The organism is Ensifer sp. YR511 (genome assembly GCF_900103045.1).
In the GTDB taxonomy this organism is placed as follows: Bacteria; Pseudomonadota; Alphaproteobacteria; order Rhizobiales; family Rhizobiaceae; genus Ensifer; species Ensifer adhaerens.
On the sequence record NZ_FNGR01000026.1, the window covers coordinates 74470 to 96842 of the forward strand.

Below are 22373 nucleotides of genomic sequence, written 5' to 3' on the forward strand. Positions count from 1 at the left end.
CAATTGAATCTGATTTTTCGATGCAAAAGACGAAGAAACTCTATTTTACTGAGCCAAGGTAAAGCATTACTTTTCATTCGAAAACAATGGGAAGCGCCAGCCGCTACGTGAGGACACCCGTGAAACATCTTCAGAATGCCATAGACTGCGACATTCATCCCGCTGTCCCCTCAATAGGCAGCCTTCTGCCGTATTTGACAGACCACTGGCGAGAGATGGTCACCCAGACTGGTCTTCCGGATCTGGAAACAGTCAACTATCCACCAGGATCGCCGCTGACAGCTCGCCCGGATTGGCGTCAGGCTGCCGCTAAGCCGGCGAGCCGATTGGAAGATCTGCAACGCGACATCCTCGACCGATGGGGCATTCGGGCAGCGATCTGCAATTGCCTTTACGGGGTTCAGGGGCTCCACAATGAGGATCTGGCCGCCGCGATGTGCCGCGCGGTCAATGCGTGGCTCGCCGCGGAATGGCTCGACAGGGAGCCGCGTCTCCGGGGTTCTATTTTGCTTCCGGTGCAGAACGTCGAGAAAGCCGTGGACGAGATCGAGCATTGGGCGGGCGACAAGCGCTTCGTGCAGGTGTTGCTTCTGGCAAGCGGAGATAGTCTTCTCGGAAAAAGGCACTTCTGGCCCATCTATGCGGCTGCTGCACGTCACGGGCTCACCATCGGCATTCACGCCGGGAGCAGTTTTCGCCATCCCACGACCACCGTTGGCTGGACGTCTTACTACACCGAGGACTACGTCAACCAGGCGCAGGCGATGCAAACGACATTGACCAGTCTAATTTGCGAGGGGGTTTTTTCGCGCTTTCCCGAGTTGAAGGTTGTCTTGCTAGAATCCGGCTTCACCTGGCTGCCCGCCCATATGTGGCACCTCGGCAAGTTCTGGAAGGGGCTGCGGATGGAAGTGCCGTGGGTCGATCGTACGCCATTCGAGATCGTGAGGGATCACGTCCGCCTCACCTTGCAGCCAACAGACGCTCCCGTGGAGCGGCAGCAGTTCGAGAGGTTTCTCGACCATATGAATTCGGATCGCCTTCTGGTCTTCTCGTCGGACTACCCGCACTGGCAATTTCAGGACGACAACGCCACCCCCGAGGGACTTTCCGAGGAATATCTGCGGAAGATCCTCTTCGACAATCCCCTTGAGACCTACCCACGCCTGGCGGAGTCGCTTCAATGACGCTCAACATCGTGCAGCCCGAGATTAAGCGCAGCCACCGTGTACAGCGAGCGGTCGCGGATTGCGACATTCATCCCGTTCCGCGAACGATCCGGGAGCTTTATCCTTATCTGGAAAAGCGTTGGCAGGAGCATTACGAGCTTTTCGGAGTTAGTCGTCGGCAGGCACCGTTTGCCGGCCCTGTCTATCCAAAGGGGCAACCGGACGCGGCACGCGTCGATGCATGGCCCACAGACGGAAGTCGGGCCGGAAGTTCGCTGCCCTTGATGCAGCAGCAGCACCTCGATCCAAACAATGTGCAACTGGGCATTCTGAACGTTATCTCGCCGCATCCGGGAAACTATCAGAACCCCGACATGGCCAGCGCGTTCTGCCGAGCAGTTAACGGCTGGCAGGTTGAACACTGGACGGCCAAAGATCACAGGCTCAAAGCATCCGTCATGGTGGCCTACGAGGAGGCGTCGGCGGCGGTTGCCGAGATCGATCGCCTTTCTGGCGATCCGAGTTTTGCACAGATCCTTCTGCTCAGCCGAACGGCGAAACCACTCGGGCACCGTGACTACTGGCCGATGTACGAGGCAGCAGTCCGCGCCAATCTGCCGATCGGAATCCATGCCTTCGGAAACAGTGGGTATCCGATTACGCCGAGCGGTTGGCCGTCCTATTACATCGAGGAAATGGCAGGCCACGCCCAGTCATGCCAGTCGCAGGTGATCAGCTTGGCTTTGTCGGGCGTCTTTGAGCGCTTCCCGACCCTCAGGATCGCTTTCATCGAAAGTGGCTTCGGTTGGCTTCCGTCCTTGTGCTGGAGGCTCGATAGCCACTGGAAGACGCTAAAGGCAGAGACGCCACACCTCAAGCGGTTGCCCTCGGAATACATCCGGGAGCACATATGGTTTACCACCCAGCCGATGGAAGAGGCCGAGAACAGCGCTCATATCGCCGATATCATCGAATGGATTGGATGGGACAGGATTATGTACTCGTCAGATTATCCCCACTGGGATTTCGACGATCCCGCCCAGACGCTGATGTTCGATGCCAGCGAAAGCCAACAGAGTCGGCTTTTTCTTCAGAACGCACTTGATCTCTACGGAGCGTCCCGATGAGTAGGCATGTTGTAGGTTTGACGAGCGAGCTGCCGCCAGGCAGCCGGAAATTGGTCACGGTGAAGGGCAGGGCCATAGCGGTCTTCAATGTCGCAGGCGACTACTTCGCATTGCTCAACCGTTGCCCCCACCGCGGAGGCAGCCTTTGCCACGGTAAGATCACGGGTCTTGTACAGTCGCAAATGCCAGGGGAGTACGAGTTCCTTCGTGCAGGTGAAATCCTGCGGTGTCCATGGCACGGTTGGGAATTCGACATCCGCACTGGAAAGACGGTGTGCGTTCCGGAGGAGGTCCGCACGCGCAGCTTCCCGGTCGCAGTTGCCTCAGGGCAGGAGCTTTCTTGCGCGCAGGAGCCGTCGCTGGAGAAGTTTCCGATCAGTATCGAGGACAACTACGTGGTCCTCACTCTTGTGGATGGAGCAAGATGATGACGCATGTTGTCCTTGGCGCCGGCCAGGCAGGCGCCTGCGCCGCGCTGGCGATGCGCAAAGCCGGATTCGCAGGACGTATCGTGTTAATCGGAGAAGAGCCCGGACTACCCTATGAACGCCCGCCGCTCTCAAAGGAGGTCCTGCTGGCCGCCAGCTTAGCTCCCCCTGTGATCTACCGCGAGAATGACTATGAGAGCCATGCGATCGAAACGCGCTTCGGTGTCCGAGCGACGACTGCTGATCCGCATCGCAACTGCTTGAGCCTGTCTAACGGCGAAAGCCTGGCCTTCGACAAAATGCTGATCTCGACTGGCGGCCGGGCCCGGCGACTGTCGATACCTGGGGGCGGTTTGGCGCTGCCCTTGCGCACGAGTGCGGACGCGGGACGGCTCCTTCCTTTTCTGAAGAAGCAATCTCGGGTCGTCTGCATCGGGGCTGGCGTCATTGGGATGGAACTGGCGGCCGTGGCACGCTCGCAAGGATGTGCCGTCATCGTCGTGGAGGGCGGTTCAACAGTCATGGCCCGTGCCTTCACGTCCGATATGCAGCAGTATATCGAGGATAAGCACCGGGCAGCCGGCGTCTCATTCGTCTTCGAAGCCAAACCAGAGAGTTTGGAAAAGCTCGGCGACGGCACCATTCGTGTTCATCTGGCGGGTGGTGCGACCGTCGACGGTGACGTCGTCGTCGCCGGGATCGGCATGGATCGCAACGTCGAGATCGCCCAGCAGCTGGGCATCGAGTTCGACAATGGCATCCTCGTCGACGAGTTCGGACGGAGCAGCAGGCCGGATGTATTCGCCGCAGGCGACGTCGCAGCGTTCTGGCATCCAGCTTTGGGGTGCCATCTGCGTCTGGAAGCCTGGCGACATGCGATGAATCACGGCATCACCGTTGGGCAAAACATGTGCGGCAAAGAACTCGCCTACAGCGACGTGCCGTGGTTCTGGACCGACCAATATGACCTCAACATTCAGGTTTTCGGTCTTCCGCAGGCCTCTCACCGAACGCTCTATTGCCGCGGCGCCAAGGAGGGGAGTTTCATCGCGTACCATTTAGGCATCGATGAAATCGTTGTTGGCGCCACCACTGTAAACAATCCACGCGCAGGGCGCGCGGCACAGAGCCTTCTTCAGTCGAAAAGTAAGCTGCCCAACGAGTTGGCGGTCGACAGCATCGGAGCTCCCTTATGCATATAACAGACGAAAAGCAGTGGATCGCGATTATGCCTGTGGAGGATCTGCCGACGGGCAATATGGTCGGGATTGATTTAGGCGACCTCTCGATCGCGCTGTACCATCTGGATGACGGCAGCCACCACGCGACGTCGAATGTTTGCACCCATGGCAACGCGCTCCTCACAGACGGCTGGCTCGAAGGTTGTAACGTTGAATGCCCTTTGCATGGCGGTTGCTTCGAGGTGAAGACTGGTAAGGGCCTCTGCGCGCCAATAAACAAGGATCTCGAAATTTATCCGGTCCGCATTCTCGACGACATGATCTATCTTGCTGTCGATCAGAAAGCCTGATCCGGGCTCGGACGCGTCATATGAAACCAAGTCGGGATCTTCTTGAATCACTTCTCTCACGCCTTGATGAGCGTTCCCAGTCCGAAAAGGTGTTCACGAAACTCTATCACGATGAGGCGCGAGCTGCGGCCGCGGCGTCCGACGCGCGACGGAAGGGCGGGACGGTGCTTGGGCCTTTGGATGGTACGATCGTCACGGTAAAGGATCTGTTTGATGTCGTGGGGGAGCCGACGACGGCGGGCTCGCGTCTTTTGCAGGCCGGAGCCGCCGCGCAACGAGACGCGCTTGTCGTAACGCGGTTGCGTCGAGCAGGCGCCATCATACTCGGCAAGACGAATATGACCGAGTTCGCCTTCTCCTCTGTCGGTCTAAATCCGCACTACGGCACGCCAGGCAATGCAGTTGATGCGAGCCTTATTCCAGGTGGATCTTCTTCCGGCGCAGGCGTCTCCGTGGCCGAAGGCACAAGCGAAATATCAATCGGAACAGATACTGGTGGATCAGTACGAATTCCGGCGGCGCTGAATGGGACAGTCGGCTTCAAGCCGACTGCGCGGAGAATTCCGCGCGCGGGTGCTTTTCCCCTTTCCGATACATTGGATTCGATCGGTCCGCTCGCGCGTTCGGTACTGGACTGTGCCCTTGCCGACGCCATAATGGCGGGAGAAGAACCCGCCACTATCGTTCCGCTTTCCCTATTAAACGTTCGCATCGGGGTTCCCAAAGGCCTCCTCTTCGAGGACATGCAGCGAGAAGTGTCGCAGGCCTTTGATCGAGCATTGCGGAGCATGGAGCTTGTCGGCGCCAGTGTTAAGGACATTCTGGTCGACGACCTCCTCGAGGAACTCAACAGGGGCACGGCCTGTGCGTCTATAGGAGCGATCGAAGGCGCTGCGGTCCATGCGGGCTGGCTCAATTCCGATCGAGCGGGAGTGGTAGATCCGCGAGTGAGTGAGCCGTTGACGTTGGCCTCAAACGTCAACCCTCAAACATATCTGCTAACGCTGCAACGGCGGCAGTCTCTTGTGAAAGCTATGGACGAAAGATTACAGGCAATCGACGTTCTTATGGTGCCCACGTTGCCAATTTGCGCGCCGACGTTGAGCTCCGTGTCGCAGGACGCCCGTGTCTACGACCGAGTGGAAACGCTGCTGCAGCGTAATCCCAGGATTGCAAACCAGTTCGATCTTTGCGCCACTTCGCTACCTTTACCGGTAGTAGGCCGTCCTGTCGGCCTCATGGTTCTGGCACGAGGAAACCGGGACAAGCGCTTGCTGCAAATATCTGCCGGGATCGAGCGACTTCTCGGCCGCTAACGATGATTTGTACGATGAGCGCAAGAGTTGAAAGACGGTCGACCTTAACACTCCCTCGGCCGGCATAACAACACAAGGACTTGGCGTCCGCTTTGGCCATATCATTCGTAGAACGCTGGCGGCAGTAGCGCGTCCTCGCACGGCAGTGACGCCCATTTCCAATGTGAGCTTCAGGCAGGCTGCTTCCTTATATGAACTTTTCTGGCAACTCCCACTTACAAATAAACGCCCAAAACTGTGTACGCTGCGCGACATGAAAGCCCCGAGCTAGAATTCAAATAGATTGCGCCGCAGGACAGCAAGCTTCCGTCCGCTTCAACTTGCGAATTCGCTATTAGGGTTGCGTGTACATTTCGCGCCAGGCGCCGGTCGCCGAGTTCTGGCAGAGGCTCGATCAACTTCACCTCATGGCAAATGAACTTAACAGCATAGCATATTGATGGAATCACCACGGGCTTCGAGCGCGATAGTAATCTGCGGCGCAGTCGCAAAACCTTGACCGCTTCTCTACGCGAAAGCTTCCTACGCAGGTTTGGTTGCTAGGCTGCATTCACGCCGTGGAGCTGAAAGACGCTCTTTGACGTGTCCATACCAATTCGAATACATTGTTCCACGGACGGTCTCTCTCGATTGAGCTTTAAACGAAAGTTGGAGCGACGCCGGCCCGCAGTTCAGAGTGTTGCCTTGATCTCCGGTGCGGCTTGGCTTGGATGCGCAGTCCGCTCTTTCCTGACGTGTCGCATGTTATGTTCCCCGTCCTTGTTTCCAGGCACCTTCTCGCGCATTCTCTGAGATGTAAAATTCGACAAAGTTATCTCAGTGATATGATGAGCGGAACAGAGCTCTAAGTGCACCGGTCTTGCCTTTCATCGAAGGCGCTGCGAGTTTCGCCGAGTATTCCGCGGCGGGAGGCGATTGCACATGCGTGCTTCACCGGTGTTGCTGGCACAGATTGGATAACTTCGAAGCGACGGTGTAAATGATGGCGGCCGGCAAAGGGTCAACCAAAAATGTGCCCTAGAATGTTCCCTAAAGGAACGCCGTGATACGCTGAGTGTAATAGCGGTTCGTTATGAACCTGCTCATGAAAGAAGGCTATGGGTGTCATCGATTTTCGGCTTATCCGCCAACTTTGGATGTTTCTCGCAATCGCTGAGGAACAACATTTCGGTCGTGCCGCAAAGCGACTGGGAATGTCCCAACCGCCGCTCACGGAGCAGATTAAGGTGCTCGAGCAGTCACTTAAACTCCAGTTGTTCGACCGCTCGCGACGGGGCACCAAGCTGAGTGCTGCCGGTTCTGCACTGCTTCCGGCGGTGCGCAGGTTCGCAGACCAAGTGGAACAGTTGGAGAGCGTTGTGCGGGAGGTGGCGGCCGGTCAGTCCGGCGTCTTGCATATCGGTGCGATCACATCCGCAATGCTCGATACCGTTCCGCCACTTTTGAGTGAACTTAGGCAAGCCTATCCGAACCTGACGGTTTTCGTGCGCGAAATCGACAGCGTTGAAGCCGTTCCAGGCCTTGAGGCGGGGGAACTGGACCTTGCGTTCGTGCGCCTAGAGGGGGAAGTTGGCAGCGGGATAGCGACGATGCCGCTGACGGAAGATCGATTAGCGGTTGCCATACCGAAAAATCATCCACTGGCCACACTGCCGCGTATTCGGCTAAAGTCGCTGGAGTCCGAGCAACTGGTCATGTCGTCTCGGCAAGTGAGCCCGGTTTATTTCGACATGCTGGTTTCAGTCTGCCGTTCGCATGGGTTTGCGCCGCGCGTACTCCATGAGGTCAGATCGGTATCGTCGCAGATCGCCTATGTCGGCTGCGGTCAGGGCCTTGCTCTCGTGCCCTCAACCATGCGTAAACTCGCTCCTGAGAATGTCGTGATACGCCCGCTCAAAGAACGGGTAATGGTGGTCACCGCAGCTCTCGCCTGGAACAAGAATCGGCACCATCCAATGGTGGATGTCGTCGTTTCGCGATTGAAATCCCACACCGAAAGACGCGGGAAAGTCGCGTAGTCCGCCATGATGAACGCCCGCTGCGTCTGGCCGGCTTATCGCACCTAGGCGACGAAGTTGGCAATTTCCTTCCACATTGCCGTCGGGTTCGAATACATCGGAAAATGGCCGCAGTCTTCAATCTCAGCCAGGTGGACGCCGTTGGACTGGATATGCCCAAGATAGGAAAGCGTGGCGAACTCCTCGCCGTACATGAACATCTTGGGGCATGGCAGGCCGAGGAGCTTCGAGATCAGATCACCATTGTCGGAGAGATCGACCATGGATTCGAAGATTGGGCGAACAGCACGGGCGCGAACCTTGTGGCGAAGGCTCGCCGCATAGAGTGCGTTGGAAAAGGCTGGAGCTGCGTGAGTCCGCGCTATGAAATTTTCCCAGAAATCATCGACGTCGGTTTCGGGATAGTCGAGGATTTGCCTCGAGAGAAAGCAGTCTTCCGGAGCAAGGTTACCCTTGATGTCTACAAAACTGATCACCCGCTCCGGATATTGGTGAGCCAGCATCAAGCCGGCAAGGCCTCCCATGGAATGACCGACGAGATGGAACCGATCGAACTTGACTGCGTCAAGCACGCGTAGCGCAGTTTCGACGAGGAATGGAATGGAAGTGCGCGAAAGCTCTGACGAGAGGGTTTCACCACAGCCCGCCGCATCGAAGGCAAGGAAGCGATGGCCGTCGAAGGCGCGCTGTCGCACGAAATCCGCGTAGTCTTCCTTTGTCGATCCGAAGCCATGAAGAAATACAAACGGTGTGCGATCGCCATCACGCTGGAGAGCTGAAACCTCCAGGTCGACGCCGCTATGATGTAGGCGAAACCTTGTCTTGCGAAACTGTTGCGTCATGGTGCATAGCTTTCGTGTTCGGCGCGGATGAGCAAGGCGGGCATAGTGCGTCAGGGATAGAGGCCTCGTTGCTCGCTTGCAGAAAGCACGCGTTCGCAAGCGACGATGAATGCGGCGGTGCGCAGTGGCACTGCCCGTTCCTCCGCGACCGCCCAGATGGAATCGAAGGCGCCAACCATCTTCCGTCCAGAAGAAGGAAGAGAAATCTTGAACCCATTCGAAGTATGAAACGGTCACGCCTCCGGCATTGGCCAACACATCCGGCACGACAAGAATTCCGCGATCGGCGAGAATATCTTCTGCTGCAGGCGTTGTTGGCCCATTGGCACTCTCAACGACGATCCGTGTCTTGACCTTCCGTGCCCGGTTCGGCAAAAGCTGGCCCTCGAGTGCAGCCGGTATCAGGAACTCGGTCGAAACATGCCAAAAGTCTTCAGCTGAAACCTCCACCCGGGGCATGAAGCCTAAGAGCTGTCCATGGCGCACGACATGGTCGAAGGCTTTTGAGACGTCGATGCCTGCTTCGTTAACGAGCGTTGTCGAATGGTCCTGTAGAGCAACCACCTTCGCACCTGCCATCGCGAACATCCGTGCCACCATGCCGCCGACATTGCCGAAGCCCTGTGCTGCTACGCGCGCGCCATCTATCGGAACGTTGCGGCGACGACCGGCTTCGCGGGCCGCAATGAAGACACCGCGACCAGTCGCCTCGTGCCGGCCGAGTGATCCTCCAAGTGCGACTGGCTTGCCGGTGACGACGCCTGTAGCAGTGCCACCGACATTAATCGAATAGGTGTCCATCATCCAAGCCATGGTCTGTTCATTGGTTCCGTCATCGCGCACGATTGGCACGTCGACGATCATCGTGCGTTTCGGTCGCTTTAGAGTTTCCGTCCAGCGCGACAGGGCGCCCAGATGCGGCGATACGCGATCAATCTGCTCAAGGAAACTCGCCCAGGGCTCCGGAACGTCTGGGTTGAGGTAGGAGAGGTTTGCAGTGGTACAGGCATTTGTCATCCCTGCCTCCATCAGTTCGTCAGACGATCGACGAAACGTCCAACGCCTTCGCAGGCGCTTCGCAGAGTTTCGGTATCGAGTGCGTAGGCGAACCTTATGTGAGGACCAAGGCCGAAAGCACTGCCGTGGACGACCGCGACGTTGCATTCCTCCAGAAGCGCAATTGCGATATCCTCGTCTGTTGTGAGGAGAGTGCCCGCCGGGGTCGTCCGCCCGATCAGGCCCGCGCAGGAGGCGAAGGCGTAAAAGGCGCCGCCAGGTGTCTTGCAACTCATCCCCGGTGTTTCGTTGAGCATTCGCACGGCAAGATCGCGCCGCTCCTGAAATACGCTTCGTGCCGTCGCGATGAAGTCTTGCGGTCCTGTCAACGCGGCAAGAGCGGCATGCTGGGAAATGGAGGATGCGCCAGACGTTTGTTGACCCTGGAGTTTTTCCATCGCATCCAGCAGCCAGCGTGGGCCCGTGCCGAAGCCGATGCGCCAGCCGGTCATGGCATACGCCTTTGAGACGCCGTTCATCGTCAACGTCCGTGAGGCAAGGCGCGGCTCGACCTGAGCCATCGTGTGGAAGGTCGCGCCGTCGAAGATCAGATGCTCGTAGATGTCGTCGGAAAGAACGAGGACATGGGGATGGGCCAGAAGTACCTCGGAAAGAGCAGACAGTTCTTGGCGGGAGTAGACAGCGCCAGTAGGGTTGGATGGCGAGTTCAAGATCACCCAGCGAGTGCGCGGAGTTATGGCTGCCGCCAACACAGAAGGAGTAAGTTTGAAGCCAGCATCTTCACCGCAACTGACAACGATCGGCGAAGCACCGCACAACGCCACGATTTCAGGGTAGCTGACCCAATAGGGCGCTGGCACGATTACCTCATCGCCTTCGTTGAGGGTTGCGGCCAGTGCATTGAAAATGACCTGCTTGCCTCCGCTGCAGACGATTGTGTCTTGCCAGGAAACACCAAGCCCATTCTCATTGCGGAATTTCGCCGCGACCGCTTCGCGCAACGGGCGCAGGCCGGCTACCTGCGTATAACGCGTTTGCCCTGCGCGGACGGCCGCGACCGCCGCCTCGCAGATATGTGCAGGCGTGTCAAAGTCGGGCTCGCCCGCGCTCAGCGAAATGACCCTGGCACCAGCTGCGCGTTTCGCGGCGACGCGGTCAATCATCCGATAGGTCGCCGACGGTTTGGCTGCGGCAAGGTGCCGGTTCAAGGTTTCGAGGCTCATGCGTTGTTTCTCCACGCAGAGAGCCCAAGGAGTTCGAGGCTTGTCTCGCCGTTGGCGAGTTTCTCCATCATGACCTTTTCCTTCTCCGCGCGGGCCTCCCCATCGGCAAGCGTCCGCTCGACGGCGCCTTGTGGAAGGATCAGCACGCCGTCCTCATCGGCCACGAGGAAATCACCCGCTGCAACTGGAACACCGCCAAAAAAGAGAGGTGCGCCGACGGACGGGACGCTGGCCTTGACCGTGCCACGCATGGAGATCCCCCTTGAAAAGACTGGAAAACGGCGTGCGGCGAGGGCGGAAATGTCGCGCACCCCCCCGTCGATGACGAGCCCGACGATCCCCGCCGCTTCTGCGGCGACCGTGAGGACTTCGCCCCAGTAACCGGCAAGATAGTTGCCAGTAGCAACGACCAGCACGCTGCCACGCGGAGCTCTTTCCATCGCAATGTGGATCGCGAGGTTATCGCCTGGGGAGCAGGCCAGTGGATAGACAGTCGCAGCAATCGCAGCGCCCGGCCATACCGGGCGAATGGAAGGATCGACCGAGCACGGCAAGCCCGAAGCTTCGAAAAGCGTCGAGGTCCCAAGAAGGCGTGCACGCGCAATTGTATCCTCGGGCAAGACACGGAGGAGGGGGGAGGTCATCAGGATTTCCTCTGAAGGAGATGGTAGCCGAGCGCCTCTCGAGCCTGTTTCAAAGTCTGACCGGCGGCAATCGCTTCGCGAATGCTTGCTTCGACGGTTTCGATCCTGCGCGCGACTTCGGCAACCTCGCGGGCACGCTTGCGAGGAACGACGACGACGCCATTCGCATCGGCGACCACGATGTCTCGCGGCGCAACACGCGCCTGGCCAACGGAGACCACTTCATTGATGGCTCCGACCTCTACACGATCCTTGCCTGTGCGCATGAACCGACCGCGGGTAAAGAGGGGATATCTGTCGCCAAGTGCCTTGGAGACATCGCGGCAGACCCCGTCGATAACCGTTGCCGCAAAATGCCGAGCGCCCGCATACTGGGTCATTATATCGCCCCACACGGTGCAATCAGTGCGCCCACCATTGTCGATGACAACGACGTCGCCTTCGGCGACCTCGTCTATGAAATCGCCGACGGTCCCTGGCGGGTTGGCGGCTGAAACGTATTTCACTGTAAATGCCGGGCCGACGACGGTTTCAGTGTAGTTGGCAAGCGGCATGACGTCGAAACAATGTCCGCCGAGGCCAAGCTTGTCCAGCGCGTCGGAGACACCGGGGGTATCGAGCCCTGAGAAGAGTTCTACCAGCTCGCGATCTTCGTTGTTCATTTCGTCTGCTCCTGCCTGATGGCCTCAAATTCCTTGTCGTGCATAACCTCTTCGACTGAACGCCCCGCCCTCACAGCGGCGACCATGCCGTCCTGGCGCCGTGCTAACTTCTCGCCGAGATCGAGGACTTCTTCGATGTGTCGAACGCGCACGAATACCGTGCCGCAGCGATCGGCGATCACGTAGTCGTCTTCATGGACGGTGACTCCTGCCATCTGGACCGGCGCGCCTGAATTGATCTGCACAACGCGGTTTCGAGCGCTGACCATCGTGACGCCGCAGCCGAAAACGGGATACTCAATTGCCTCGCTGCCCTCGACATCACGGCTAAAGCCGTCAATGACAGAACCGCGCACACCGCGTTTCTTGGCTGCATTGGCAAGGATGTCACCCCAGCAGGAGATACCCTCGACCCCGCCGGCTATGACGAGCACACGGTCATCAGTCTCGACCCGTGCGATTACCGGAGAGATAAGGTGAACCGTTGGTGCGGTGCCAGTCTTTGGGCCAAGCTGGATCGTACTCGCCCTTCCTACGATCTTCGGGCAGGCCCAGAGCGGACGTAACCCGACTGTAGCGCCGGGCAGATTAAGGAAGTCGAGGGCATCCGAAACTGTGTTTGTATCAAGGCCCGCGAGACGGTCGAGGAGAGAGAGGGGTGTCATGAGATCGTTTCCGCGATTGTTTCACGGGCAAATCTCGTTCAACTTTGTTCCTCTGAAAATTACTAAGAGGGGATCGCTGTGATAGCCATGGCGAATGAGCGCCAAGTGATCGCACGCAAGCGCGTGTTGAAACAACTTCAGGGACATGCTGTCATGCAGGGCTAGGTCGCAAAAAGGATTCTATGAGGTAAGCATAGGGTAAAGCTGTTTGGTGCGACGACCCACCATCTCACCAAGGATATCGGTGAAGGATGAATCATCCAGGCGATCACGGGCGGGCGTGCTGGCCGAAGATGCCCAATGATCTTGGAGCGCGGTTGGGTGGTTCATGCCTCAAAGCTGTTCACCCTCAAAATTCGCCGTGGCCTTCCATGATCGCTCGACGACTTTCTTCCTTGATGATCTTTGAAAGTGCTAGTGCGGTGGCGCTCGGGTTTGGCTTCGGAAAGACAATCCAAAAATACAACCAGATGACCGGATCGACGATCTTTAGCGATGGTCACCGCTCGTACCTTGGTCGACCATCCTGATCGCTTCCAAACCGCCACAATTGCGGGCTGCGCGGGTCGGCTGCCGATGACGGCAGAAGATATCGATCGCTATCAGCGGGATGCGGATCTTGTGCGGCAGGGAGATGTTACGCAGCATCTTCTCCGACTCTGGCAGGGCAACGTGTCGCTTCCATCGGCGGAAGAACTGCGAAAGCTGAGCTACAACTTTCTAAATGGGAAGAGCAGGTCATCGCTAGCAGCAGTACGTGGGTTGATCGCGGAACCAGCTGTTTCCCTGGATCAATTGAGGGCGTCGAAGTCCCGATCCTCAGTCTGATCGGCAAGGAAGATCCATATCTCGTCGATGTCCGCGCGCTCAAGGTGGCGCGGCCGCAGACAGAGGTGGTGGAGCTCGTCGGCGCATCTCACGACAGCGCGCCCTCCGATCCAGCCTTTACAGATGCGCTTCGCACTTTCCTTCGCAAACATCCACTGCTTGGAGTGTTCAACACGAACCCGTCGCTTGCAAAAGCGCGCTTCCTTGTTTGGATTGGCCGCCCCGATTGGAACAAATGATACCAAAACCAATACGCCTTGAAGCGCGACCGTCATGCCTTTAGGATTGGTCGCCTGTGCGCTCGGTATTGCCGGTGCTCACGCCCTCCGTCAACGAACCGGGATTGGCGAAGCATCTGGAAGACATCGGATTGGTCATAGCGTGCGGGGAAAGCGACAGACGACGTCATGCGCCGCCTGCCGAGATCCGGCCATCACTCATTCAACGAGCGCTCGGGTCAGATCGGGTGTTCGTGTCCCTTGGCAACGCTCGATAATGCTTTGCTTGTCATCCCGTGCGCCGATCACGAGATCGAGGATGCGATTGCCACCGCGTATGTCGAGCTTGCACATGACTTCAAGAATCGAGAGGACCGAACTTAATACGGGAACGTCAATGCTCGCCCGGCTTGCCAACCTTTCCAGGAAGGCCAGACCGTAGGGCATGTCTTCAACGAGATAGCGATGGTTCAATGTTGCAGGTCCAAGTGTTCGGGAACCGGTTCTATCAATCTCTTTGACCATCGTGGCCACGTCGGCTTCGTCGACCGCATATGACAATGCATAGTGGCGCTGGAGGGATCGCACTTGCGCACCGTAGGCTTGCGCGATTTTCAAGCGCTCTGCATCCAGGGCGTTTGCTAGCTGAACGCCGCTGGGGGTGAAGTTCTCAAACAGTTTCCATTTTTCGGCCTTGTCGATACGGCTGAAATTCCCAATCATTTGACCTGCATGAGCTATGGGATTGATGTTCGACAAGCTCACATCGAGGACTGATGACAGAGCTTGGAACTCGATACCGAAAAGCTTCTTGCAAAGGTCCAGGGAGTTCGCAGTTTCGAAACAGGGTAGGGACGCCAGGTCGAATTTTTTTCTAACGAAGGGGATATGAAGGGTTCCACCCTGCTGAAAGCTTCCGGCCAGCAAGGTTGTTCCCCATGCTGTAATCGTTGGATCGTTCCCAGCGTATCGTGCCATCTCGTGAAGCCACAGCGGCGCCAATGAGAGCGAGCCACTGAAGATGACTATCTGTTGAGAAGTCAAGTGCATAGCCAAGTCGGGCAGCACGTCGAAATACGCAGTGGCGGGCAATGCAATGATAACTATAGGATAGCCTTCCAGCTCGGTGAGGCGCTGAAGCTTTTTGACCTCGAAAGAGCCATCCACAACTCCTGTCGCAGTCAGCTTCAATGGGCCTGGCAGGGTGTCCCTGGTGGGATCAAAGGATCGTGACCAAATGCCGACAGTGTGACCGCGGCGTGTCATATACACAGCCATGGCGGTTCCGATCCCGCCAGCTCCAATAATTGCGACTTTATGCATATGCCCTACCGTTGCGATTGAATTTTCCGGACATCGAGTTGCTCGGTGTGAGCCGGTCCGTATTGCTGGAAAGAAATGAAACTGTCGTTTGTGATCGACTGGCGTTTCCCTCACGCTCCGATATGGCCGGAGCGTGAGATGTTTATCGTTGCCTACATGCTGCAGGCGAACGGCGTTAATGCGCGTTGTGAATCCCTCAGGTGAGGGCAGGGGTCTGCCTTTTTCGGCGCTTCCAAAGGGGAACACACAGAATGAGAAGGGTCAGACCGATCAGCACGAACGATATCGGCGAAGAGGCCAACGCAAGCCGTTCTCCTCCCGAAATTGTCAACGCGAGCGACAGCTGAACTTCGGCGATGGGACCGAGGATCATGCCAAGGATAATCGGCGGGCTCGGATAGCCGAGCCGTTCGATAACACACGCGATCAAACCCACAACCACCATTGTCTGCAGATCAAAGATGGCGTTGTTTACCGAGTACACCCCGATGGTCACAAACAACAAAATCACTGGCCCGAGAACGACTTCCGGCAAGCGCAGCGCTTGACCAAAGATCTTGGTGGCTGTCAATCCGCCCAACAAACCCACCAGGATTCCGGACAAGAGCATCTGAAGCATGAAGCCGTAAACGATGTCGGCGTGTTCATCGAACAGCTGAGGTCCCGGACGGAGGCCGTGGACAAGGAGACCGCCGAGGATCACTGCTGCTACCCCCGACCCCGGAATTCCGAGTGCAAGCGCCGGAATGAGCGAAGCTGCGTTATCCGCGCCGTTTCCGCATTCTGATGCTGCAACGCCTTCAGGGTTACCTTTGCCGTAACTGTCGGGATCCTTAGATTGCTGTTTGGCGTCGTTATATGCGAGGTATGAAGACATTGAACCGCCAGCACCGGGCAAGATCCCTACAATAATGCCGATTACGGACGAGCGAAGCCAGATTGGCAGAAACCGTTTCCATTCTCTGAGCGGTGATTTCTGTCGGCGCAGATTCAACAGTTCCGCGGGCATGCCGTTCGGAATGGCGTTCTCGATCATCTGGATCACCGGGGGAAGGGCGAAGAGCGCAGTGAGAACTACCACCAGATCTAGGCCATCTACGAGTTCGAGACGCCCGAATGTATATCTCTCTGCACCGGTCGCCATGTCCATGCCGACGGTCCCGAGAAGCAGGCCGAGACACGAGGCAATTAGCCCCTTCAATAGGTCGTTGCCCAGTAGTGATGCGACAGTTGCGAGACCGAGAATTGCAAGCCAGAAGAATTCGGCAGGGCCAAACATCAGGCTGATCTTGACGAGCGAAGGCGCAAGCGTAATGAGCGACAGCGCTGAGAAGATCGACCCAATCACAGCTGAAACGACCGCAACCTGAAGCGCGTAACCGGCCTTTCCCTGCCGGGTCATTGCGTGCCCGTCCATAAGGGTTGCGACTGAGGCGGCAGTACCCGGAACTCGCATTAGAATTGCGGGTATCGCCGCGCCATAACTTCCTCCGTTATACATGCCAGCCATCATGCCGAGTGCGAACAACGGATCCATGCCAAAGGTAAGTGGAATGAGAACCGCCATGCCGGTCATGACTGTCAGGCCCGGCAATGCCCCAACGATGAGTCCTGCCATAGTGCCAAGGGCCACGGCGAACAGATTGGCCGGGGCAAAGGCTGCCGGTAAAGCGAGTAGAATTGAATCGATCATCTCAGCACCGCCAGAAACGAATCGAGCAGGTCTGGAGGGATCGGACGCTGGAGCGCCACGACGAAGACGAGCACGATGAAAACGAGAGTAGCCAGCGTCGTCAGCACCGCTACCTGCAGATCGCGGTAACCGAGGGCATAAGGCAAAGCCACTCCGAGGATAAAGCTGGGAATGAGGTAACCGACGTAGGAAACGGCCGCTATATAGAACACCACGACAAGCGCACCGAGAGAGACCCGACCGGGGCGCTCGAAGATGGGTTCGTTATCGTCGGCCCTGCGTCCCATCAAGGTTCGCCCGATCATTAGCAGTCCGAAGATCCCCAGCAGGATAGAGAGGGTTTGGGGATAGGAACCGCTTAGCCCGGGATGTTCGGCTGCTTGCTGGAAGAAGAAGCCTGCGGCAGCCACAACGGCCGCCGCAAAACCCAATTCCGCGTGGCGCCGCGAGATTGATTTTAGCGCCACGGTGTCACCTTCCACGTTGCCACCAGGTCGGATTCCATCTTCTTGAGAAGCTCGCCATACTGACCGGCGTCCAGGAAGGAAAGTGGGATTTCTGCCTTCGCGGCAGTCTCTCTATAGGCCGGATCCTGCATCGCCGCCTGCATCGCACCCTCTAGCTTCTCGATAACGTCAGTAGGAACACCCGCGGGTGCCGCCAGGCCGCGAGACGCGGTCACAACGAGATCAAAGCCCTGTTCGGCGAACGTTGGTGCGTCTGGAAGATATGCAGAGCGCTCGGATGCCATAACACCCAAGAGGCGCAGATCGCCGCTGCGGATCAGTTGAACGACTTCGGAAAGGTTGGGTGTGCCAGCAGGGATGTGCCCACCCAGGATCGCCTGACGAAGTGCAGCAGTGTCGCCGAAAAACGCAGGCGTGAACGTCGTTTCAGCTATGCGATTGAAGTTCAGAAGCCCGATATGCTCCGACGATCCGGCAGCGCCTGAGGTGCCGATGACCACTTTACCTTCAGCGGCCCTCGAAGCATTTACAATGTCGGCAAGTGTCTGATACGGGCTGTCTTTTCTGACTACCAGAACACCGGGATCGAGTACGATGTTGCCAATGAGCTGGAAGTCACCCAACTCATACTTCGCATTGCCGGCGATCGTCTGTGCGACGAAATTGGGAGGAGTAACCATGCCGATGGTGTAACCATCAGGTTTGGCGTTGGCCAATTTGGTCCATCCGATCACACCACCAGCGCCCGGAGTATTGATCACAGCGATCGAGGTGCCGTCACCGAGATGCTTTTCCATAAAAATGGCAATGGAACGAGCCGCGACATCCGTTCCACCCCCGGGACCAAACGGCACGATCAGTTCGATCGGTTTTTCCGGAAATTCAGCCCAGGCGGGGATGCCTATCGAGACGCTCAGGGCGATGCTTGCGGTAAGTGTACGAAGTTTCATTTTCTTCTTCCGTTCCCTCTATTTTGATGTCTGGGCGCGAGGCTCCAGCCTCGGCCAATGCCAAGGTGAAGGCCACCTATTGTCAGGTGAGCATGCTTTACCGGCTCTCCCGGTCCAGCCTCGCTCGTCCGACTTGATTTGCGAATTATTAGGACGCCAGTTCCCAGTTTGCGCGGTCAACGGTATTAATCGAATCCTGTAACGTCAAATGCGTAAATTGGTGTGGCCTATTCAGAAAGGTTATACGATGAAGAGAAGCATCAACCTGCGGCAGATCGAGGCGTTCAAGGCGGTCGTGGAAGCGGGAACGGTGAGCCAGGCGGCTGAGCTGATGCGGGTGTCGCAACCCGCAGTCAGCAAGCTGCTTGCTCATCTGGAGGAAGATACGGAACTCGAGCTTTTCGACCGCATTCGGGGTCGCTTGCTGCCGTCGGCGACAGGAATGCGCCTATACAGCCATATCGACCGGATTTTCGCGGGCGTTCGGCAAGTCGAGCATGCGGTCGAGCTCATCAAGCGCGAAGAGCGCGGGCACGTGGCCATTGGTGTTCTACCAGCGTTCTCAGGCATGTTCATCAGCCATGCGACCAAGCGCTTCCTCGTCGAACATCACAATGCTCATATATCGGTCGTAGGGCGGAGTTCGCAGTTTATCGTTGATTGGGTTCTCAGGAGCCAGCTCGATATCGGTATCGTCAATACCAACCTGGAACATCCGTTGATCGAGAGTTTCCCACTCGGTCCGGGGCAACTCGTTTGCATTCTGCCGAAGGAGCACGAACTGGCTGGGAGGGAAGTCATCGAAGCGAGCGACCTTGATGGGCTTCCATTCGTCGGTTTCTCGCCTGAAAACCGCACGCGGCAAAAGATCGATGCCGTATTGGAACAGCATGGAGTTCGAACGAAGCTTTCCCTGGAGGCAAGCTTAGCCACGGCGGTCTGCGAGATGGTGGCGGACGGAATGGGAGTATCGGTGCTCGACCCGCTCCTCGCATTTAGCCAACGCGAACGGTTGGCCATAAAGCGATTCAAGCCGACAATCAAATCCGACTTACGCTTATGCCGATTGGGCGCTAATCAAGGAATGAAGTTGATCGAAGACTATATTCGGGCAGCACAAGCCACAGCCGAGGAGATGTTTGCGTCGATGAAGGTGGCGTCGTTGACGGCATTCAGTGAGAAATAGTCAGTGCAGCCACGGATGGCATGAGCTTGCGGCTGAGAATCCAAATAAAGCCAAATCTGGTTCCCCGGTTGAGGATCTGGTGCCTTTCGGCCAGGCTCTCGCTTTGCTCCGAATTCCGGGATTTCATGAAATTGCGGTGGCCACTCAGTAAGGTGTCCGAAAGGCAATTCACAAGTTCTTCGCTCATACCACTCTACCCGCGATCCCGGTTCATTCAAACTCGAGGATCAATTCGTTGACAAGCAAATTGCTACCACTCTCGGCGACAATCTGTTTCACCACACCGCTTCTCTCGGCCCTCAGTACGGTTTCCATCTTCATGGCCTCCACCGTCGCCAAAGCTTGACCCGCTTCTACCTCTTCGCCCACTCCGACCGAGATACAGGTGATGACGCCAGGCATCGGGCAGAGCAGCATCCTCGATGTGTCCGGCGGCAGCTTCTTCGGCATCAGCTTGGCCAGTTCGGCGACGCGCGGGCTTCTGACCCGGGCGACCACGTCGATGCCGCGCCAGCGCAGCCGGATCGCGGTGCCCGTCAGTTCCACCTTCACGCTCATCGGCTGATTGTCGATGTTGAAGGTGGCAAGCGTGCGGCCCGGCGCCCAGTCACCGGCGATCGAGGCGGATGTGCCGTCCTTGAAGCGGACATAGGCGCCGTCGGCGGAAGAACCCGCGGTGAGCGGGAAGTCCATGTCGGCGAGATTGACCACCCAGTCGTTGCCGACGATGCGGCGATGATTGCCGATGGTGCCGGAAATCTGGCTGGCGCGTTCCTGCAGCACCTGGTTGATCGAAACGGCGATGGCCGCCAGCTTGCGCGCCGAGGTCTCATCCGGCGTCACGCCATGAAAGCCGTCGGCGAATTCCTCGGCGATATAGGCGGTCGTCAGGCGGCCGTCGCGAAAGCGCTGCTGCTGCATGACAGCCGAAAGGAAGGGCAGGTTGTGGCCGATGCCTTCGACCTCGAACTGATCGAGCGCGTCTGCCATGGCTTCGACAGCGGTCAGGCGGTCCGGCCCCCAGGTGCAGAGCTTGGCGATCATCGGGTCATAATACATTGAGATCTCGCCACCCTCGAAGACGCCGGTGTCGTTTCGCGTCACCGTACCGTCGTCGTTGGCGCCCTCGGCCGGTGGGCGGTAGCGCGTCAGCCGGCCAATCGATGGCAGGAAGTTGCGATAGGGATCTTCGGCGTAAAGACGGCTCTCGATCGCCCAGCCGTTGAGCTTCACCTCCGCCTGGCCGAAGGCGAGTTTTTCACCGGCCGCAACGCGGATCATCTGCTCGACGAGGTCAAGGCCGGTCACGAGTTCGGTGACTGGATGCTCGACCTGCAGGCGCGTGTTCATTTCGAGGAAGTAGAAGTTGCGATTGCCGTCGACGATGAACTCGACGGTGCCGGCCGAGTGATAGCCGACGGCCTTCGACAGCGCCACGGCCTGTTCGCCCATGGCCTTGCGGGTCGCTGCATCGAGGAAGGGCGAGGGGGCTTCTTCGATGACCTTCTGGTTGCGACGCTGGATCGAGCATTCGCGCTCGCCAAGATAGAGCGTGTTGCCGTGCTTGTCGCCGAGCACCTGGATTTCGATATGGCGCGGTTCGGTCACGAACTTCTCGATGAAAATACGGTCGTCGCCGAAGGAGTTTTTCGCCTCGTTCTTCGAGGACTGGAAACCTTCGCGCGCTTCCTGGTCGTTCCAGGCGATGCGCATGCCCTTGCCGCCGCCGCCGGCAGACGCCTTGATCATCACGGGATAGCCGATCGATCCGGAGATCTTTACCGCCTCGCCGGCATCGGCGATCAGACCCATGTGACCGGGAACGGTGGAGACGCCGGCTTCGGCTGCAAGCTTCTTAGAGGTGATCTTGTCCCCCATCGCCTGGATCGCGCCAACAGGCGGGCCAATGAAGGTTACGCCTTCCTTTTCCAGCGCTTGCGCGAAGGCGGCATTCTCCGAAAGGAAGCCGTAGCCGGGATGGACCGCATCGGCGCCGGTCTTGCGGATCGCCTCGATGATCTTGTCGATGACGATATAGGACTGTGCGGAAGGCGAAGGGCCGATATGAACGGCCTCGTCGGCCATGCGCACATGCATGGCATCGCGGTCGGCGTCGGAATAGACGGCGACGGTGGCGATACCGAGTTTCTTCGCGGTCTTGATGACGCGGCAGGCGATTTCGCCACGGTTGGCGATGAGGATCTTCTTGAACATGCGTATCTCTTTCAAATCCTGGGTGTCGCGTCAGCGTTTGAACTTACGCCGATAGGGCAGGAGTGCGATCGACGATGCCGCAACAGCGCCGCCGAAGAGCAGCGCAAAGGGCACGACGACCATGTGTGGCAAGAATTGGGCTGGTGGAGCGGGCGATATGGGTGCCGACCGCACCGATATTGAGCCAGATCAGCACGCCGGCGACGGTTGCGCCGGTCGCCAGGCCGTAGAGCGCGTGGATCCCCATGTAGCGCAGCATCTCGCGATGGTCGCGGCGGGCCTCCTCCGGCGTCATGATGCGTTCGCGTTCCGGCTCCATGATTGCCTCCATCAGAGCGGGATCGTGTCGTGCTTGCGCCAGCGGACATCGACCTGCTTGTTGCGCAAGGATGCGAAGGCACGAGCGATGCGGCGACGCGACGAATGCGGCATGATCACTTCGTCGATGAAGCCACGCTCGGCGGCGACGAACGGATTGGCGAAGCGCTCCTCGTATTCTTTGGTGCGCGCGGCAATCTTCTCGGCATCGCCGAGTTCCGAGCGGTAGAGGATCTCGGTTGCGCCCTTGGCGCCCATCACGGCGATCTCGGCGGTCGGCCAGGCATAGTTGACGTCGGCGCCGATGTGCTTGGAGGCCATGACGTCGTAGGCGCCCCCATAGGCCTTGCGGGTGATCAGCGTCACCATTGGCACGGTCGCTTGGCTATAGGCGAAGAGCAGCTTGGCGCCGTGCTTGATGACGCCGCCATACTCCTGCGCCGTGCCAGGCAGGAAGCCGGGCACGTCGACCAACGTCAGGAGCGGGATCGAGAAAGCGTCGCAGAAGCGTACGAAACGCGCGGCCTTGCGCGA

The 22373-nt window shown here is 58.0% G+C and carries 22 protein-coding genes and 2 pseudogenes; 8 read left to right on the forward strand and 16 right to left on the reverse strand.

Features of this window, described 5'->3' with window-relative positions; translation table 11 throughout:
* The first annotated feature begins 86 nt into the window (after positions 1 to 86).
* The 6 genes from BLU15_RS29560 to BLU15_RS29585 are packed head-to-tail and all read left to right on the forward strand — an operon-like array spanning position 87 to position 5571.
* Complete coding sequence (locus BLU15_RS29560) at positions 87 to 1187, forward strand: amidohydrolase family protein (RefSeq protein ID WP_090300338.1); 1101 nt, start codon at positions 87 to 89, stop codon at positions 1185 to 1187.
* On the forward strand, positions 1184 to 2296 hold the full coding sequence (locus BLU15_RS29565; RefSeq protein WP_090300340.1) for an amidohydrolase family protein: 1113 nt from the start codon (positions 1184 to 1186) through the stop codon (positions 2294 to 2296). Before BLU15_RS29560 ends, BLU15_RS29565 begins: the two co-directional genes overlap by 4 nt.
* Positions 2293 to 2724 carry a Rieske (2Fe-2S) protein gene (locus BLU15_RS29570; protein WP_090300342.1) on the forward strand — a complete coding sequence of 144 codons (432 nt, stop codon included), beginning with the start codon at positions 2293 to 2295 and terminating at the stop codon, positions 2722 to 2724. Before BLU15_RS29565 ends, BLU15_RS29570 begins: the two co-directional genes overlap by 4 nt.
* A complete protein-coding gene (locus tag BLU15_RS29575) occupies positions 2724 to 3926 on the forward strand; it encodes an NAD(P)/FAD-dependent oxidoreductase (RefSeq protein WP_210187476.1) in 1203 nt (400 codons plus the stop codon). Before BLU15_RS29570 ends, BLU15_RS29575 begins: the two co-directional genes overlap by 1 nt.
* Positions 3917 to 4255 carry a non-heme iron oxygenase ferredoxin subunit gene (locus BLU15_RS29580; protein WP_210187477.1) on the forward strand — a complete coding sequence of 113 codons (339 nt, stop codon included), beginning with the start codon at positions 3917 to 3919 and terminating at the stop codon, positions 4253 to 4255. Before BLU15_RS29575 ends, BLU15_RS29580 begins: the two co-directional genes overlap by 10 nt.
* A 20-nt stretch (positions 4256 to 4275) precedes the next feature.
* Entirely contained in the window at positions 4276 to 5571 is a 1296-nt protein-coding gene (locus BLU15_RS29585; protein WP_090300346.1) for an amidase, read from the forward strand.
* Positions 5572 to 5957: 386 nt separating this feature from the next.
* Here the strand turns inward: BLU15_RS29585 and BLU15_RS40970 are convergent.
* Positions 5958 to 6185, reverse strand: a pseudogene (locus BLU15_RS40970) (IS110 family transposase); the annotation flags it as partial.
* 483 nt (positions 6186 to 6668) lie between these two features.
* Between BLU15_RS40970 and BLU15_RS29590 the strand changes: the two are divergent.
* Positions 6669 to 7589, forward strand: a complete 921-nt coding sequence (locus BLU15_RS29590) for a LysR substrate-binding domain-containing protein (protein ID WP_090300348.1) — start codon at positions 6669 to 6671, stop codon at positions 7587 to 7589.
* Between the two features lie 44 nt (positions 7590 to 7633).
* Here BLU15_RS29590 and BLU15_RS40975 read toward each other — a convergent pair whose 3' ends face one another.
* From BLU15_RS40975 to BLU15_RS29645, 12 genes and pseudogenes are all read right to left on the reverse strand, one after another.
* Entirely contained in the window at positions 7634 to 8431 is a 798-nt protein-coding gene (locus BLU15_RS40975) for an alpha/beta fold hydrolase (protein ID WP_090300350.1), read from the reverse strand.
* A gap of 50 nt (positions 8432 to 8481) precedes the next feature.
* Positions 8482 to 9460: pseudogene (locus tag BLU15_RS40980) on the reverse strand (Glu/Leu/Phe/Val dehydrogenase).
* Positions 9460 to 10671, reverse strand: a complete 1212-nt coding sequence (locus BLU15_RS29605; protein WP_090300352.1) for a pyridoxal phosphate-dependent aminotransferase — start codon at positions 10669 to 10671, stop codon at positions 9460 to 9462. The pseudogene BLU15_RS40980 and the gene BLU15_RS29605 overlap by 1 nt, the downstream one beginning before the upstream one ends.
* A complete protein-coding gene (locus BLU15_RS29610) occupies positions 10668 to 11315 on the reverse strand; it encodes an RraA family protein (RefSeq protein WP_090300354.1) in 648 nt (215 codons plus the stop codon). The genes BLU15_RS29605 and BLU15_RS29610 overlap by 4 nt, the downstream gene beginning before the upstream one ends.
* Positions 11315 to 11977, reverse strand: a complete 663-nt coding sequence (locus BLU15_RS29615; RefSeq protein ID WP_090300356.1) for an RraA family protein — start codon at positions 11975 to 11977, stop codon at positions 11315 to 11317. The genes BLU15_RS29610 and BLU15_RS29615 overlap by 1 nt, the downstream gene beginning before the upstream one ends.
* Positions 11974 to 12642, reverse strand: coding sequence for an RraA family protein (locus BLU15_RS29620; protein WP_090300358.1), 669 nt, complete (start codon positions 12640 to 12642; stop codon positions 11974 to 11976). The genes BLU15_RS29615 and BLU15_RS29620 overlap by 4 nt, the downstream gene beginning before the upstream one ends.
* Positions 12643 to 13131: 489 nt before the next feature.
* The gene (locus BLU15_RS39880) at positions 13132 to 13290 is read right to left on the reverse strand and encodes a hypothetical protein (protein WP_210187478.1); all 159 of its coding nucleotides are present in this window, start codon (positions 13288 to 13290) and stop codon (positions 13132 to 13134) included.
* A 143-nt stretch (positions 13291 to 13433) separates the two neighbouring features.
* On the reverse strand, positions 13434 to 13745 hold the full coding sequence (locus BLU15_RS29625) for a hypothetical protein (RefSeq protein ID WP_090300360.1): 312 nt from the start codon (positions 13743 to 13745) through the stop codon (positions 13434 to 13436).
* 162 nt (positions 13746 to 13907) lie between these two features.
* On the reverse strand, positions 13908 to 15011 hold the full coding sequence (locus BLU15_RS29630; RefSeq protein WP_090300362.1) for an NAD/NADP-dependent octopine/nopaline dehydrogenase family protein: 1104 nt from the start codon (positions 15009 to 15011) through the stop codon (positions 13908 to 13910).
* A 196-nt stretch (positions 15012 to 15207) separates the two neighbouring features.
* Positions 15208 to 16704, reverse strand: a complete 1497-nt coding sequence (locus BLU15_RS29635; RefSeq protein ID WP_090300364.1) for a tripartite tricarboxylate transporter permease — start codon at positions 16702 to 16704, stop codon at positions 15208 to 15210.
* Positions 16701 to 17186 carry a tripartite tricarboxylate transporter TctB family protein gene (locus tag BLU15_RS29640; protein ID WP_176960389.1) on the reverse strand — a complete coding sequence of 162 codons (486 nt, stop codon included), beginning with the start codon at positions 17184 to 17186 and terminating at the stop codon, positions 16701 to 16703. Before BLU15_RS29640 ends, BLU15_RS29635 begins: the two co-directional genes overlap by 4 nt.
* A complete protein-coding gene (locus BLU15_RS29645) occupies positions 17162 to 18121 on the reverse strand; it encodes a tripartite tricarboxylate transporter substrate binding protein (protein WP_090300367.1) in 960 nt (319 codons plus the stop codon). The genes BLU15_RS29640 and BLU15_RS29645 overlap by 25 nt, the downstream gene beginning before the upstream one ends.
* Positions 18122 to 18368: 247 nt before the next feature.
* Between BLU15_RS29645 and BLU15_RS29650 the strand changes: the two genes are divergently transcribed.
* Positions 18369 to 19307 carry a LysR substrate-binding domain-containing protein gene (locus BLU15_RS29650; protein ID WP_176960390.1) on the forward strand — a complete coding sequence of 313 codons (939 nt, stop codon included), beginning with the start codon at positions 18369 to 18371 and terminating at the stop codon, positions 19305 to 19307.
* Positions 19308 to 19517: 210 nt separating this feature from the next.
* On the opposite strand, the gene BLU15_RS29655 is transcribed toward BLU15_RS29650, so the two are convergent.
* From BLU15_RS29655 to BLU15_RS29665, 3 genes are all read right to left on the reverse strand, one after another.
* Positions 19518 to 21521 (reverse strand): acetyl-CoA carboxylase biotin carboxylase subunit, encoded by a 2004-nt coding sequence (locus BLU15_RS29655; RefSeq protein ID WP_090300372.1) that lies wholly within the window; start codon positions 21519 to 21521, stop codon positions 19518 to 19520.
* A gap of 43 nt (positions 21522 to 21564) precedes the next feature.
* The gene (locus BLU15_RS29660) at positions 21565 to 21840 is read right to left on the reverse strand and encodes a hypothetical protein (RefSeq protein WP_244546846.1); all 276 of its coding nucleotides are present in this window, start codon (positions 21838 to 21840) and stop codon (positions 21565 to 21567) included.
* Between the two features lie 11 nt (positions 21841 to 21851).
* Positions 21852 to 22373: carboxyl transferase domain-containing protein (locus tag BLU15_RS29665; protein ID WP_176960391.1), on the reverse strand; the 522-nt coding region annotated here is incomplete at its 5' end.

Excerpts from the sequence above, each read along its gene's own strand:
- BLU15_RS29590 (WP_090300348.1), top strand. The coding sequence starts at position 6,669 with ATGGGTGTCATCGATTTTCGGCTTATCCGCCAACTTTGGATGTTTCTC.
- BLU15_RS29630 (WP_090300362.1), bottom strand. The coding sequence starts at position 15,011 with ATGCATAAAGTCGCAATTATTGGAGCTGGCGGGATCGGAACCGCCATG.
- BLU15_RS29660 (WP_244546846.1), bottom strand. The coding sequence starts at position 21,840 with ATGGAGCCGGAACGCGAACGCATCATGACGCCGGAGGAGGCCCGCCGC.
- BLU15_RS29650 (WP_176960390.1), top strand. The coding sequence starts at position 18,369 with ATGAAGAGAAGCATCAACCTGCGGCAGATCGAGGCGTTCAAGGCGGTC.
- BLU15_RS29575 (WP_210187476.1), top strand. The coding sequence starts at position 2,724 with ATGACGCATGTTGTCCTTGGCGCCGGCCAGGCAGGCGCCTGCGCCGCG.
- BLU15_RS29655 (WP_090300372.1), bottom strand. The coding sequence starts at position 21,521 with ATGTTCAAGAAGATCCTCATCGCCAACCGTGGCGAAATCGCCTGCCGC.
- BLU15_RS29635 (WP_090300364.1), bottom strand. The coding sequence starts at position 16,704 with ATGATCGATTCAATTCTACTCGCTTTACCGGCAGCCTTTGCCCCGGCC.
- BLU15_RS29580 (WP_210187477.1), top strand. The coding sequence starts at position 3,917 with ATGCATATAACAGACGAAAAGCAGTGGATCGCGATTATGCCTGTGGAG.
- BLU15_RS29620 (WP_090300358.1), bottom strand. The coding sequence starts at position 12,642 with ATGACACCCCTCTCTCTCCTCGACCGTCTCGCGGGCCTTGATACAAAC.
- BLU15_RS29605 (WP_090300352.1), bottom strand. The coding sequence starts at position 10,671 with ATGAGCCTCGAAACCTTGAACCGGCACCTTGCCGCAGCCAAACCGTCG.
- BLU15_RS29610 (WP_090300354.1), bottom strand. The coding sequence starts at position 11,315 with ATGACCTCCCCCCTCCTCCGTGTCTTGCCCGAGGATACAATTGCGCGT.
- BLU15_RS39880 (WP_210187478.1), bottom strand. The coding sequence starts at position 13,290 with ATGCTGCGTAACATCTCCCTGCCGCACAAGATCCGCATCCCGCTGATA.
- BLU15_RS29570 (WP_090300342.1), top strand. The coding sequence starts at position 2,293 with ATGAGTAGGCATGTTGTAGGTTTGACGAGCGAGCTGCCGCCAGGCAGC.
- BLU15_RS29615 (WP_090300356.1), bottom strand. The coding sequence starts at position 11,977 with ATGAACAACGAAGATCGCGAGCTGGTAGAACTCTTCTCAGGGCTCGAT.
- BLU15_RS29560 (WP_090300338.1), top strand. The coding sequence starts at position 87 with ATGGGAAGCGCCAGCCGCTACGTGAGGACACCCGTGAAACATCTTCAG.
- BLU15_RS29565 (WP_090300340.1), top strand. The coding sequence starts at position 1,184 with ATGACGCTCAACATCGTGCAGCCCGAGATTAAGCGCAGCCACCGTGTA.
- BLU15_RS29625 (WP_090300360.1), bottom strand. The coding sequence starts at position 13,745 with ATGACGGTCGCGCTTCAAGGCGTATTGGTTTTGGTATCATTTGTTCCA.
- BLU15_RS40975 (WP_090300350.1), bottom strand. The coding sequence starts at position 8,431 with ATGACGCAACAGTTTCGCAAGACAAGGTTTCGCCTACATCATAGCGGC.
- BLU15_RS29645 (WP_090300367.1), bottom strand. The coding sequence starts at position 18,121 with ATGAAACTTCGTACACTTACCGCAAGCATCGCCCTGAGCGTCTCGATA.
- BLU15_RS29585 (WP_090300346.1), top strand. The coding sequence starts at position 4,276 with ATGAAACCAAGTCGGGATCTTCTTGAATCACTTCTCTCACGCCTTGAT.